The organism is Candidatus Symbiopectobacterium endolongispinus, from assembly GCF_018777385.1.
Classification (GTDB): Bacteria; Pseudomonadota; Gammaproteobacteria; order Enterobacterales; family Enterobacteriaceae; genus Symbiopectobacterium; species Symbiopectobacterium endolongispinus.
The window spans coordinates 253,872-267,627 of sequence record NZ_JAFJYB010000004.1; the positions used below are offsets into that span (position 1 = coordinate 253,872).

Consider the following 13,756-nt stretch of genomic DNA (forward strand, 5'->3'; position numbering starts at 1 on the left):
CCCGTTGAGTCTGTGTTTACCTTGAAATGGATTGCTAACTCGAGTTAGCAATGAGGTTAACGGCAATGAATAACGCAGATTTCAGCGGAAAAACCGTTATCGAAAAAGGAGTTAACCCCTCCTCAGTGAGCTCCGCGTGCTTTATCGGCGTGGATGTCGGATCTGCCAGCGTCAGGGCCGGTGTCTTTGACAGTCACGGCCAGCGGTTAGCGTTTGCCGTCCACCCCATCAGCCAGTTCCATCCTCGCGCCAATGTGGTTGAACAATCTTCTGCTGAGATCTGGCAGAACGCCTGCGCGGTTATCAAAGAAGCGGTAGCGCTGTCCGGTGTTGCGCCGCAACGCGTGCGTTCGATTGACTTTGATGCTACATGCTCGCTGGTGGTGGTTGGCGCGCAGGGAGAGAGTATTTCCGTTGCCGAAGACGGGGAAGCCGCGCGTGACATCATCATGTGGATGGATCACCGTGCCGCACAAGAAACCGCTGACATCAATGCGACCGGCGATGACGCACTGCGCTATGTCGGCGGAGAAGTCAGTATCGAGATGGAATTGCCAAAAGTGCTGTGGCTGAAGCGCCATTTCCCCGATCGTTATCGTCAGGCCTGGCGGCTGTTCGATCTGGCTGACTATCTGGTATGGCGCGCCACCGGGGCCGATGTCGCCAGCGTATGCACCCTGACCTGCAAATGGAACTACCTGGCGCACGAACAGCGTTTCAGTCAGCCGTTGTTACAGGCGGTAGGTCTTGATGATTTGCCGGAGAAAATCCCCGCCACCATTTTAGATCTGGGCGTTAAAGCCGGGCAGTTGCAGCCTGATGTGGCTCTGGCGGGCGGCTTGGCGCTGGTGGGCAGCCAGCCCGAGGGCAGTCTGGCGCTGATCAGTGGCACGTCCAACTGCCACATGTTGGTGAATCGTGAACCGGTGATGGTACCCGGCGTCTGGGGACCATACTGGGGTGCGATGTTGCCAAACGGCTGGCTGAGCGAAGGCGGGCAAAGCGCCGCCGGTGCGTTGGTTGAGTGGACGCTGCGTCAACATGCGAGCTGGACCGACGCGCAGCAGCAAGCAGAACAGCAGGGTATCAGCTTTTATACCATTTATACCATTTTGAATCAATGGGTTGATGATCTGGAGCGGCGTGAGCCCTTCCCGACCCGCCATCTGCACGTGCTGGCTGACCATCATGGTAATCGTTCACCGCGCGCCAATCCTCACGCACGAGGTGCTGTCTACGGGTTGACGTTGGAACAGGGGCCGGATGCGCTGGCTCGGCTCTATCTCGCCACCTTGCAAGGCATTGCCTACGGCACGCGCCATATTATCGACAGCATGAATCAGGCCGGGCATCAGATTACCCGCGTGGTAATGTGCGGTGGGGCGACCAAGAATCCGCTCTGGCTGATGGAATACGCCAATATCACCGGTTGCGATATTCATCTGGCGAGCGAAGAAGATGCGGTCACACTCGGTGCGGCGTTGCTGGGGGCGGTGGCTGCGGAATGTTACCCCACGCTGCCTGAAGCGGCGGCGCTGGTGCGACCATTGCCACCGACCCGCAGTTCGGTGCATTCCATGCGGCTAAATATGGCGTCTACCTCCAGATGTATGACGATGTACAACGAGCACAGCGGCTGATGCAGGATTAACCGAGCGCTGTCGCGCGGCGGCAGCCTCAAGAGCGTTTATTTGAATCAGGAGCAGAACATGTTGAAACTACATCCCCCCCTTCCCCGGCCACCCTTAGCGCACAGGCAAATGGGTGCTGTTGGTGACCAACGCAGACCTGCGCGAGCCCGCTAATGTGACCTGCTGGCCGACACAGCGTGACTATGAAGCGCGTTTGGGGGTTGCGTTGGAAAAACTGGGCTATCAGATGAAGCGTGCGCACGCGGTGAATAATGAGCGCGGTCACGGCTTTATCAGCAGCCAGAAAGAGGGGAGCGATCTGTTCGCCACCATTGATCCGGACGCACCGGTGATTGTGCTACTGACGGCGTGGCAGTATTCCCACCACATCGCGCCGTCACTGGTACACCACCGTGACCCGATTCTGCTGTTGGCAAACTTTAATGGCACTTGGCCGGGACTGGTGGGGATGCTGTGTATGGCGGGGTGTATCACCAGTCTGGGCCGCCCGTTCTCACGCCTGTGGTCAGAAACCTTTGATGACGCGTTCTTCCATCAAGGTCTGGAAACCTTGCTGCGCGATGGTGCGGTCAGCCATAAAACCGGTTATCTGCGCCCGATCGCGCCGACCCATCCGGTGGTTGCCAGCGAAGCAGGACAAATCGGTCGTCAGGTGGGGGAACATATTTTACGTCACAAGGCGATTGTCGGACTGTTTGATACCTTCTGCATGGGGATGATTAATGGGGTATTCCAGCTTAAAGCGATGGTGGATATCGATATTCCGGTGGAATCGCTGTCGCAGTCGGCGCTGTTGGTGGAGATGGCAAAAGTCCCTCCCGCGCTGCGTGAAGAATGTCTGGCATGGTATGAAGCGCGCGGCATGCAGTTCCAGTTTGGCGAAGACGGTCGCTGTGAACTGACGCGTGAACAGGTGCTTGGGCAATGCGCCATGATGATCGCCACGACGCGTTTTGTGAAACGCTTTGGGCTTTCAGCCGTCGGCGTGCAGTATCAACAGGGTCTGAAAGATAGCTGTGCGGCCTCTGATTTCGCGGAAGGCGCAATCGGCAATCAGGAGCGTTTCCCCATCCCTGATGAGAACGGTGACATCATTTGGCCCGATCGCGCTATTCCTTGCGTGAACGAAGTGGATATGGGCAGTGCCATTCCGCAGGTGATGTTGGGGCAACTGCTCGAAGGTTTGGGACTACCGGCAGAAACCACGTTGCATGATATTCGCTGGGGAAGCGACTATCAGGGTACCTTCTACTGGGATTTGGAAATCTCCGGTGCTGTGCCGTTTGCTCACCTCAAGGGCGGTATTGCCGGGGCTACCTGGTATCGTCAACCTGCCATGTTCTTCCCTTACGGCGGTTCGATCATTGCCGGACAGGGTAAAGCCGGGCGTTTTATCTGGGCGCGTGCGCACTATGAGGGTACCTAGGTGGTGATGCATATTGGCACCGGCACCGGTGTTGAACTGCCCGAAGAGGAGTTCGAGCGTCGCCGCCGCGCGACCAACTACGAGTGGCCGCTGCTTAATGCCGTGTTGGATGGCGTGAGCCGCAATGACCTGATGGCAGGGCACCAGAGTAACCACCTGACCATCGCGTATGTTGACGAGGCGTTGCTGCCGGAAGTGCTGCAAGCCTTTGTTGCTCAGGCGCTGACGCAGAATATCAAGGTTTACACCGCCGGGAATGCCTGGCAGTTACTGTCAAAATAACTGGGTGTCAGGCGAGAGTATGCTCGGCGTTTGTGGCTATTGCCTGTGGGGTTTATCCCGGCGCTACCTCTGCGTATGCGCCGGGCAATACCGGGGAAAACGCTAAAAATTATAATTCGTTAAGGTAGAATCGCCATGGCCCAGAAACAGGATGCACAGCAAAATTATGTCGGCATTTGGCCCGTAATTCTGACGCCGTTTGATGAGAAGCGGGAAATTGATTACGACTCACTGGCTCGCCTGATCGAATGGTATCTCGCGGCGGGGGTTCACGGTCTGTTCGCCGCTTGCCAATCCAGTGAGATGTTTTTCCTGAGCGATCGTGAAACACAGCAACTGGTGCGCTTTATTGTGCAACAGGTGGATGGGCGTGTGCCGGTGGTGGCCTCGGGCCATACTGCCAACAGCGTGGCGCAGCAGGTTGATCAACTCAATGGTGTAGCGCAAGGCGGTGTGGATGGGCTGATTCTCATCAGTAACCGTCTGGCGCTGGCAGAGGGCAGCCGCCTGCACCTAGCGAATGCCAATGGCCAGACGTTGTTGGCCTCGTTCCAGGCAGGCTGTCAGGCTTACAGCGGCGTGATGGCGAATTTCCATCCGCAACTTTATGTCTGGCTGTATGAAAACTGGCGCACGCACCCGGAACAAGCGCAGGCGTTGGCGGAACACCTTGATTACCCGGCCTGCGCCAAATATTTCCAGCAGCAGGTGGGGAATTTTGCGACCCATTCTTGCCGAGTGCGTAACAGCGCGGGGCATGCCTCCACCTTCTTCCCGGCCGCCATTGATAGCATGATGCGCCTGGGAGAATCGCTGGTCCAGCGCGTGACGAAGCCATAAAAGGAGATGCTGATGCTGACCACACTGACGAGAGAAACGCTGTTGCCTGCGGATCAACGCGATTTCGCCAATTGCCATGCTTCTACCCTGGCTCTGTTGCCACAGGAGACGGTGGTAGTGGCCTATTTTGCGGGTACTAAAGAGGGGGCGGGCGACACCGCCATCTGGCTGTCTCGCCGTGAGCAGGGCACGTGGTTACCGCCACAGCGGGCGATTGCTGAACCGGGGCTGGCACACTGGAACCCGGTGCTGCACTGGCAAGCCGGGCGGCTCTGGCTGTTTTATAAGGTGGGCCCAGACGTGCACCATTGGCTGACGCGGGTTGCTGTGTCCGACGATGGTGGCGTGAGCTGGTCTACGCCGGTTGCGCTGGTGGAAAACGATGTGTTACCGCGCGGTCCGGTGAAGAACAAGCTGCTGGTGATGTCGAACGGCGAATGGCTGGCACCGGGATCGGTGGAGGATGAGCGTTATTGGGATGCTTTTGTCGATATCAGCGCCGATCACGGCTTATCGTGGCATAAAGCAGCAATTTCTTTACAACATCGGGCTCCGGCCGCGAGCGAAGCACAACAGCTTTGGCAGGGATTGCAGCAGAATGCGCTGTGGGAGAATGACCTGAACCGCGTGTTTCAGTGGGGCGGCGTAATTCAACCAACGGCGTGGGAGTCGTCGCCGGGCCATGTGCATGTGCTGATGCGCAGTACCCGAGGACAGGTTTACCGCAGTGATTCACAAGACTACGGCAGGCATTGGTGTCCCGCTTACGCCACCACTTTACCAAACAATAACAGTGGGATAGATGTGGTACGCACACCGGATGGCAATCTGGTGTTGGTGTTTAACCCGATCACCGGAAACTGAAATCGGCGTTATCCACTGTCGGTGGCGGTTTCCCGCGATAACGGTGAACAGTGGGAAATGGCGGGCGCACTGGAAACGGAGAATGGCGAATTTTCTTATCCGGCGATCGTTTGCGAAGAAAATGCGCTTCACATCACATATACCTGGAACCGAACCAACATCATTTATCAGAAAATAAACATTATGCAGTAAGTTATCCCTTTTTATCCGACCCTACCAATAAGAACGGAGAATACAATGAAGAAGACCTTGCTCCTGCTTTTGGCGTCAGTGATGCCGTTCTGCGCGAACCAGGCGTTCGCGGAACCCTCGACGATCAGCTATGCCAAGAAAAATATCGAAGTGGTTATTCCCAAAAACCCCGGTGGCGGTACTGACACCTCTGCCCGAACCCTGATCGAATTTTCCAAGGATCATTTACCGAAAGGTGTGATTTTTGTACCGGTAAACAAACCGGCTGGCAACGGTATCACTGGGCTGATTGAAGTCGCCAGAGCGAAACCGGACGGTTACAAGCTGGTGATGACCGCGGTGGAACTGGCGATGTTCCCGCATCAGAACAAATTACCGGTCACCTATAAAGATTTCACCCCGCTGGTCACCACTATTGCTGACCCGGTGGCTATCGTGGTGCGTGCCGATTCGGGCTTTGACACGCTGCAAGCCTTTATCGATTCTGCTAAGCAGCAGCCGGGCAAGCTCAAGGTGGGTAACTCGGGTATGGGGGCGATTTACCACCTCGCTGCGGTGAATATTGAGAAAACCACCGGCACCAAATTCAACCACATTCCTTATAACGAAGGCACCGGGCCGTCGATTGCTGCACTGATTGGTGGGCACATTGATGCGGTGTTAACCACGCCGGGCGCGGTGAAGTCGCAGGTTGACGCAGGCATTCTGAAAGTGCTGGCGGTGATGGATGAGAAACTCTTTGAACTGGTGCCTGACGTACCGACCATCAAAGAAGCGTTAGGGCTGGATGTGAACGTCAAGATGCGCGCCTGGGCAGTACTGGCGACGACGGCGAAAGTACCGCCGGAAGTGGCCGAACAACTGGTTAAAGCCTTTACCGAAGTGGTCAATACCCCCGCCTATCAGGATGCGGTGAGAAAACAGGGCATCATGCCAGTGACTATTGTCGGACAGGACGCTTACAACATGATGCGTGAAGATGATGAGCTCTACAAACAGCTTATTGCCGATACGCTGAAGAAATAACGCTGTCGATACGTTTGTCGGCCCGGTGCCGACAAACGGGAGAATTGCTATGCGCAAATATGATGTGTTAGTCGGCCTGTTCTCCTTTGGGTTTGGCCTGCTGATATTGTTCCTGTCCCGTGATATGTCGATGTTTGATGAATATGGTGTTCCGAGCAAGCGTTATTGGCCCTTTGGGCTGGCGTGCCTGTTTATTCTGCTCGGTGTGCTGCAATGGGGCGTGGTGCTGAAAAACCGTCTGATGGTGGACAGAAGCATCGATTTCTCGTCGGTAAATGTGCGCAAGGCCTACCTGATCGGCGCGCTGGCTGTGGGTTATGGCATCGTGATGGCTTGGGCTGGATTCATTATTTCGGCGGTGATTTTTATTCCCTGCACCATGGTGCTGATGAAAGAAAAGCGTGTCTGGTTTGTTGCGCTCTCCACGCTGCTTATTGTCACTGCGGTCTACCTGTTTTTCACCTATCTGTTCAACTCGCCGCTGCCAACGGCAGAGTTCAGTGATTTGGGCTTCTAGCGTCAGGTCTTTTCAGCCAGATGCTCTACGTAGGCGCTGGCGTGTAGCAAACCTGTAGCGAACATAAAGAAGGGCAGTATCATGAACGAAGTCCTTGCCGCGTTTTCCGTGGTATTCAGCTTTGACACGATCGCCGTGATTTTTCTCGGGGCGCTTGCGGGCATCCTGATCGGAATTATCCCCGGCCTGACGGCCAATATGGGTATCGCATTGTTATTACCGCTGACCTATTCCTTCCAGGGTGTTAGCGGGATTCTTCTTCTGCTAGGGGTGTATTGTGGTGCCGTTTATGGCGGCTCTATCACCGCGATACTGATCAGTACGCCGGGTACGCCCGCCTCTGCCGCCACCGTGCTGGATGGCTATCCAATGGCCAAGCGCGGCGAAGCCGGGCGCGCGCTGGGGCTGCCCACGATGGGATCGCTGTTCGGCGGCATATTCAGTACCATCGCGTTGATTGTGATAGCGCCGATGCTGGCGACCGTCGCGACCGGATTCTCTGCGCCGGAATACTTTGCGCCGGCGATTTTCGGTATCAGTATTATTACCAGTGTCTCATCGCAGTCCATCATTAAAGGGCTAATCGGCGGCGGTATCGGGCTGGCGATCGCCACGATAGGGCTGGATCCGATGACCAGCGGTATGCGCTTTACCTTTGACTCCATCTACCTGATGGGGAGGATCTCATTTATTCCGGTACTGGTTGGCTTGTTTGCTTTTTCTCAGGGGCTGCTCAGCACCGAGGAGCACTTCCGTGAAGGCGGCATCATGCAGAAACCGGTAGCGAAAATCACCCGCATTTTACCGAGCTGGGTTGATTTCAAACGCTGCCTGCCGACTTGGGTGCGTTCGTCCGTGATCGGTGCTGGCATCGGCACCATTCCCGGCGTGGGCGGCGATATTTCATCCTGGATTGCCTATAACGAAGCGAAACGCTGGTCAAAACATCCGGGAGAGTTTGGTAAGGGTTCACCGGAAGGCGTATCCGCACCTGAAGCCGGGGCAAACGCGGTCTCAGGCGGTTGTATGGTGCCGTTGATGACGCTGGGTATTCCCGGCGATGGCGCGACGGTCATCATCATGGGCGCGTTTCTGGTGCAAGGATTGGCGCTGGGACCACAGCTGCTCACTGAGCATCCGGTTGAAGTAAATACCATTTTTATTGGCCTTATGATGGCGAATATCTTCATGGGATTGCTGGGTTTCATGGGCATGAAGCTGTTCGTGAAGGTGATGGACGTGCCGCGCACGCTGCTGGTGCCGGTGATTTTGCTGCTGTGCGCCGTGGGGGCTTACACCGTTAACCACAGCATGATTGACGTTTTCGTCATGATGGGGGCCGGGCTGGTGGCCTACATCCTGATCAAGCTTGATTTCTCCATGTCGCCCATTGTGATTGGTATCATCCTTGGCCCGCTGGCAGAAACCAACTTGCGGCGTTCATTAATGATGTCGCAAGGGGATTTGTCAATATTCTTTATGCGCCCGGTGTGTGCCACGTTCATTGTGATTGCAATATTAACCCTGTTCCTGCCCATCGTTTCACCGATGTGGAAAAACTGGCATCAAAAAACGCTGAAAAAAAGCAGGACACGCAGAGTAATCAGCCAGGGGTGTAAACCTTCGCGCATTATTGGTTGCGTAGTGGTGCGATGTTATACTGCGAGCGGCGTTTCCCGTCGGGGAAACGCCCTTCGTGATGGAGTGTTATTCAGGATCTCACTATGGCAAAAACGGTCGAGCAGATCGCCAATGATTTAAATCTCTCCATCACCACCGTTCGGCTGGTGCTGAACGGTAAAGCCGAGCAATACCGTATCAGCGCCAAGACGCAGCAGCGGATAACCAACTATGTGACGGAGCACGGTTATACCGTTAACTACACGGCGCGCAGCCTGAAGTTAAATAAAACCGACACATTGGGGCTGATTATTCCCCGCCTTTCCAACCAGTTTTTTCCACGCTGGCGGAGAAACTGGAGATACGCTGCCGAGCCGTGAGCTATCAGCTGATGATCAGCTGTACCTACAGTGATGCAAAGTATGAAAACAAACTGGTAGACGCGTTGCTGCAACGCAATTTGGACGGCCTGTTTGTTGTGCCCTCTTCGCGCCAAACACAACAGCACCATGTGAAAATGGTTAACCGCCCACTGGTAGTACTGGACCGTGATTTCGGCGCGGAAGACGTTTCTTTGGTGGTGAGTGATAACTTGCAGGGCGGCGTTCAACTGGCGCAGGCGATGTTAGCACGCAGCCTCGACAAGGGAATAACGCTCAGCGATGAGCCGCTTTATTTTATGGCGGGAGACACCCGGCAGCCTGCGATTAAGGAGCGCTTGAAAGGGTATCAGCAAGCGTTGCTGCGTCACGGTATCAAAGCCCCGGCTGAGTGGATCTTGCGGGCCGAGCACAACCGTCGCGAAGACGGTATCGCCATGATGCAAACCTTTCTCACGCGCCATGCCGAAGCGCCTAAAGCTTTTATTGCGTCATCCTTGCCCGTGTTGGAAGGGGTTTTGAGTGCGCTCCTTGAACGTTATGGTGCAATTCCTGCGGACATGAATATTGGCACCTTTGATGAGCACGCCATGTTGGGCTTTCTTGCTAATAATCTCTGGTCAATGCGGCAGTATGAAGACGCCTGGGCAGAGCAGGCATTTATGCTGATGCAGCGTGCCTTGCACGGAGAAAATCAATTGGCACGAGCCATTATTCCCATGACGCTAATTCACCGGCGTCAGGCATTGGGTGACCTTTCCTCGTAAAAATCAGCTTGATATCGCGTTAATCACCGCGAAAATTCAAGAAAATCGTCATGTGATATGTGTATACTCTTGATACGAGTATATTTTTTCATGGCTGCTGATTGGCAACCCCATCAGTTTTCGTGTTTGCGAGTACTGAACACACAGTGTAATACGCGATTAAAAAAACAAGAGGCACATTGCGTGAAGCGATCCTATTTTTTATATTTTGGCAGTAATAGAAATAAGGAAGATGTTAACGCGTTGTTGAGTCAATATTGGGATATCGTTTGTGTGGCCCACGATAATTATTATTGTGGTTGTTACTATTTATATTACGGTTTTTATGCCGACCTACTCACCGTGAAAGATAATAAAATTGCAGGGACGGAGGAGTGGCTTGATGAAGATAATCGTCACTACCGTACCCTTATCGAAGTGACGTTTATTCACGGACGTAATGCAGACAAATTGAACCGATGCGAATTTATTAAAGAAGCGTTCGCACAATTGAAAATTGCCGAGGTCATCGGCGATAAGTGTATTGAAGAGATTTAACGTCTATTCCCTTTGCACCTTGGGCTGTAGCCGACAGTGCACGGGCTGCGCCAATGACGCCTACTGGAACCGGCCAATATTTATGTCTCGCTATCGTCACCGCTGAGTGCCAATTGCGCCAACGTGACGGGCTTAAGGGGAAAACGGGGCGCGCATATCCGGTTTCTGATACGTGGCGCTGCTGCGTGTCGGCCAGAATAACCGCCGCGTTGTGCCCGCACATCCGTCCCTGACAGGGGCCCATGCCGCAGCTGGTAAACGCCTTCAACTGGTTCATGCCAGAGCAGTCGGCGCGGGCGGCCTGATGAATTTCCCCGGCACTCACCTGTTCGCAGCGTCAGATGGTCACGTCGCCATGTGGTTTTTGTGCCTGTTTGGGAATGGGATAAAGCGCTGCCAGAAAAGGGCGCAGCGAACGCAGCGCGGCGCGCTGTTGCCGCAGTTCAGTATATTGTTGCTGATAGTCATCTTCTGGGAGCTTACCCGCTGCATGCACAATGCTTAATGCGGCAAGCTGTCCGCTGAGCATTGCCGCTTCTCCGCCCCCAATGCCGCCCGCGTCTCCTGCCAGATAGATACCGGGTTGGCTGCTTTCCTGACGTTCGTCTACTTCCGGCTGCCAGTGGTGTTTCTCATCATCCCAAACCAGTTTGCAACCGATGGCATTGGCGCACTGCGTGGCCGGAATCACCCCGATATGACTTAATACCGTTGAGGTAGCGCGCTGTCTCGGATGGCTCCGATGGGAAAAGCGCACGGCGGTGACCTGCGTTTCTCCTTGGATGGCAATATCGGTCACACCGGAATAATAAGGTACTTTAGCGCGTTGTAGTTCGCGCAACAGCTTGATGCCTTTGAACAGATCGCGCGATGTATGACGTAATGCCTTCGGCAAGCGTGGCAGCGCCCGCAGGTAATCCTGTGGGCGCGTGGTGTCCAGCACCGCTTGAATTCGGCCTCCCGCGCGGATCACCTGTGCGGCGAACAGTAACAACAGTGGGCCGTTGCCCACCAGAATGCTGTCCGCAGCGGGTAACAATCCCGCCGATTTCATTAACAGCTGTGCGGCACCCACCGTCATCGCACCGGGTAATGTCCAGCCCGGCAGCGGAAAACTGCGTTCTTGTGCGCCAGTGGCCAGCAGAATAAAACGCGCCTGCACCACATGTTGGCGCGGTGACTCGCCCTGTTCCAGCAGATAGGCCTGTTTCTCAGGTGTCACCTGCCAGACGGCAGTACGCGCCAGATAGCGCACGCGGGGAGAGAAGGCAACTTCTGCCAGGCTACGGCGTGCGCTGTACTCTTCGCCGAACAGGGTTTGTGGATTGGCAAACGGTGACTGGGTGACCTGTCGCAGCAGTTGGCCGCCCGGCAGTGGGTTTTCATCGGCCAGCCAGACGGATAAGCCTGCTGCGCTGGCGATCTGCGCGGTTTTTAGCCCAGCCGGGCCCGCGCCAATAATCAGCAGATCGCACGTATTCACCATCGTGGTCTGGGTCATGATAGCACCCTCGCGCCCTGTGGCAGGGTCACTCGCATACCGTCACGCACTGGCGTCATGCAAGATTGCACGTTGGGAATATCATCTACCGTGACACGACATTCGAAGCAGACGCCCATCATACAAAACGGGCCGCGCGGCTGCTGATCAATGGCAGTATGGCGCGTGGTGGTGATGCCGTTCGCCAGCAGCGCGGCGGCCAGCGTCCAGCCAGCGCGTGCGGTAATTGGCTCATCGTTCACCCACAGAGTTATTTGCGGTGTATCAACCGTGGGTAGCGGTTGGAACCGGGAAGCGCTGGACATGAAATACCTCGAAAAGCGAAGGAAGTGCACCGCCTAAAACCCACGCCGGAAGCAGCTCACTATGCAGCGCTGCCAGCGTAACACCGCTGTGGCAGGTGACAGCAAAAGCGCCTGGGTAGCGGCGGGATTCATCATAAACCGGCAAACCATTTGGCGTCATGATACGCAACGCATCCCAGGTGCGTACAATCTGTGCGTGAGCCAGACAGGGGAAAGCGCGTATTGCCCGTTGGGCAATCTGCTGTTGAACCTCGGGCTGCGTCCGGGTGTTAAACCCGACGTGCTCTTGCGAGTCCCCGATCATCACTGTGCCCTCCTGCGTTTGCCGTAGCAGGTTGGAGGGATAGCGCAGAAAAGGAGCCAGGCGTTCGGTCACCAATACTTGTCCACGCACTGGTTCAATCGGGATCGGGAGATCGACCTGTGCCCTAAGACGCGCATTTTCTAGCCCGGCGGCCAGCACGATACGTTTGGCGTGCCATTTGCCCTGCGGCGTGTGCAAGGTGAAACCGCCTTGATGGCTTTCAATCCCACTGACCGGATGGGATGGAAAATAGTGCCCCCTGCCTGCTGAAAGGCGTAGGACAGTGCGCGCAGCGTTAGCAGCGGATTGACATGCCCGTCATGGGGAGAATAGATAGCACCGGCTATCTGGTGTGATGCTTCAGGTACATGTTGGCGCAGCGTGGTGTTATCACACACCTCATAGCGAAAATCCGGGTTGCCCTAGTTGCAGTTTGCTGACGTTGCGTATGGCGCTGGTCAGTGTCTCTGATGTTAAGAAGAAATTGATGCCGCCGGGCTGAGACAACCCGCAATCAATACCGGTTTCAGCGCGTAGACGCTGCGCAAAATCGGGCCAGCGCGTGGACGCCAGACAGGAGAGTTGGCTGTAAGGCGGACAATTGACGCCTTTGCCCTGCACCCAAATCAGGCCGAAGTTGCCGCGCGTGGCGCGAAAATCCGTGTCGCCCCCGTCGAGAATCGCGGTATAGGCATGTTGGCGCTGCAAACCATAAGCGATGGCGTGGCCAACGATGCCACCGCCGATCACGATAACGTCATAACGTTGTATCATGAAGGGGTTACCTGATGAAAACCTGTTACCGACACCAATTGTCTCCCCCATCATAAGCACGCGGTTGCAGCGCGCCGTAAAACCAGCGAACCAGTGATACGGTGTCGAATACTGGCAAACCAAAGCGGGCATGCAACGTGGCGCTGAAGGGAGCCAGATTGGTGCATTCGAGAACCAACGCCCCGGTTTGCGGGTAGCGATCCAGCGCCTGCTGCGCGGTAGCCGGCACTTCTTGCTGTAAAATAGCATGCGGGACGCTATCGTCACCGTCACGAATTGAGCGCACAAACTCAGAGTCCGGGGCCATACCCACAACGTGCGCATTGCCGGGGATACCAACTTTTTCCAGATAATCGCCGCGTAGCGCACGATCGTCGAAGGTCAAAATCAGCGGTGTTTTCCCGGCTGGAAGCAGGCGCTGCACCAGCTGGTATTGCAGTAGGCTGCTGGTGACAATCGGCACCGGCGACCAAGCTGCCAACTCTTGCTGGTAGTAGGAGAGGAAGCCGCAACTGGTGATCAGCCCATCAACGCCCTCGTCGATTAATGCCTTCGCCGCACGTTTGAACGGCTCCAGCAAGTCGTGTTGATCGAGGTGTCCCATCCGTTGTGGGATGTCCTCTTCCACCACCCGATAGCGTACCGGAAACGGCCAGGTGCCGGGGTTACCAATATCGCCCAGATAGAGGCGAAAGTGGGTTTTCACCATCAAAATACCGAGTGTGGCCTGTGGTGTGGCTAAGCCAGTGTGAATGTCTGACATGGTTAG

Annotated in this window: 13 protein-coding genes and 3 pseudogenes; 9 read left to right on the plus strand and 7 right to left on the minus strand. The window is 55.5% G+C overall.

Annotation, left to right across the window (positions count from 1 at the left end):
* Window positions 1-65 precede the first annotated feature (65 nt).
* The 9 genes and pseudogenes from JZM30_RS16680 (at window position 66) to JZM30_RS16725 (ending at window position 10,103) form a co-directional block, all read left to right on the plus strand.
* On the plus strand, window positions 66-1,640 hold the full coding sequence (locus JZM30_RS16680; RefSeq protein ID WP_438801515.1) for an FGGY-family carbohydrate kinase: 1,575 nt from the start codon (window positions 66-68) through the stop codon (window positions 1,638-1,640).
* 124 nt (window positions 1,641-1,764) lie between these two features.
* A pseudogene (locus tag JZM30_RS16685) lies at window positions 1,765-3,360 on the plus strand (signal transduction protein).
* Window positions 3,361-3,495: 135 nt separating this feature from the next.
* Window positions 3,496-4,200 (plus strand): dihydrodipicolinate synthase family protein, encoded by a 705-nt coding sequence (locus JZM30_RS16695; protein ID WP_252320045.1) that lies wholly within the window; start codon window positions 3,496-3,498, stop codon window positions 4,198-4,200.
* Window positions 4,201-4,209: 9 nt separating this feature from the next.
* A pseudogene (locus tag JZM30_RS16700) lies at window positions 4,210-5,256 on the plus strand (sialidase family protein).
* 45 nt (window positions 5,257-5,301) lie between these two features.
* Window positions 5,302-6,282 carry a tripartite tricarboxylate transporter substrate binding protein gene (locus tag JZM30_RS16705; protein ID WP_252320047.1) on the plus strand — a complete coding sequence of 327 codons (981 nt, stop codon included), beginning with the start codon at window positions 5,302-5,304 and terminating at the stop codon, window positions 6,280-6,282.
* Window positions 6,283-6,331: 49 nt separating this feature from the next.
* Entirely contained in the window at window positions 6,332-6,799 is a 468-nt protein-coding gene (locus JZM30_RS16710; RefSeq protein ID WP_252320049.1) for a tripartite tricarboxylate transporter TctB family protein, read from the plus strand.
* 81 nt (window positions 6,800-6,880) lie between these two features.
* A complete protein-coding gene (locus JZM30_RS16715) occupies window positions 6,881-8,560 on the plus strand; it encodes a tripartite tricarboxylate transporter permease (protein WP_252320052.1) in 1,680 nt (559 codons plus the stop codon).
* Window positions 8,524-9,566: pseudogene (locus JZM30_RS16720) on the plus strand (LacI family DNA-binding transcriptional regulator). The gene JZM30_RS16715 and the pseudogene JZM30_RS16720 overlap by 37 nt, the downstream one beginning before the upstream one ends.
* Window positions 9,567-9,749: 183 nt before the next feature.
* Window positions 9,750-10,103, plus strand: a complete 354-nt coding sequence (locus tag JZM30_RS16725) for a hypothetical protein (protein ID WP_252320054.1) — start codon at window positions 9,750-9,752, stop codon at window positions 10,101-10,103.
* On the opposite strand, the gene JZM30_RS24390 is transcribed toward JZM30_RS16725, so the two are convergent.
* The 7 genes from JZM30_RS24390 to JZM30_RS16755 are packed head-to-tail and all read right to left on the minus strand — an operon-like array spanning window position 10,072 to window position 13,750.
* Window positions 10,072-10,428: a bacterioferritin-associated ferredoxin gene (locus JZM30_RS24390; RefSeq protein WP_367115778.1), complete on the minus strand. Its 357-nt coding sequence runs from the start codon at window positions 10,426-10,428 to the stop codon at window positions 10,072-10,074. The two genes, JZM30_RS16725 and JZM30_RS24390, sit on opposite strands and share 32 nt — an antisense overlap.
* A 12-nt stretch (window positions 10,429-10,440) precedes the next feature.
* Window positions 10,441-11,604, minus strand: a complete 1,164-nt coding sequence (locus JZM30_RS16730) for an NAD(P)/FAD-dependent oxidoreductase (RefSeq protein WP_252320056.1) — start codon at window positions 11,602-11,604, stop codon at window positions 10,441-10,443.
* Window positions 11,601-11,909 (minus strand): (2Fe-2S)-binding protein, encoded by a 309-nt coding sequence (locus tag JZM30_RS16735; RefSeq protein ID WP_252320058.1) that lies wholly within the window; start codon window positions 11,907-11,909, stop codon window positions 11,601-11,603. Before JZM30_RS16735 ends, JZM30_RS16730 begins: the two co-directional genes overlap by 4 nt.
* Entirely contained in the window at window positions 11,869-12,411 is a 543-nt protein-coding gene (locus JZM30_RS16740; RefSeq protein ID WP_367115780.1) for an NAD(P)/FAD-dependent oxidoreductase, read from the minus strand. The genes JZM30_RS16735 and JZM30_RS16740 overlap by 41 nt, the downstream gene beginning before the upstream one ends.
* A complete protein-coding gene (locus tag JZM30_RS16745) occupies window positions 12,354-12,611 on the minus strand; it encodes an FAD-dependent oxidoreductase (RefSeq protein ID WP_252320060.1) in 258 nt (85 codons plus the stop codon). Before JZM30_RS16745 ends, JZM30_RS16740 begins: the two co-directional genes overlap by 58 nt.
* 1 nt (window position 12,612) lies before the next feature.
* Window positions 12,613-12,987 (minus strand): FAD-dependent oxidoreductase, encoded by a 375-nt coding sequence (locus JZM30_RS16750; protein ID WP_252320062.1) that lies wholly within the window; start codon window positions 12,985-12,987, stop codon window positions 12,613-12,615.
* A gap of 25 nt (window positions 12,988-13,012) precedes the next feature.
* Window positions 13,013-13,750, minus strand: a complete 738-nt coding sequence (locus JZM30_RS16755; protein ID WP_252320064.1) for an aspartate/glutamate racemase family protein — start codon at window positions 13,748-13,750, stop codon at window positions 13,013-13,015.
* Window positions 13,751-13,756: the final 6 nt, after the last annotated feature.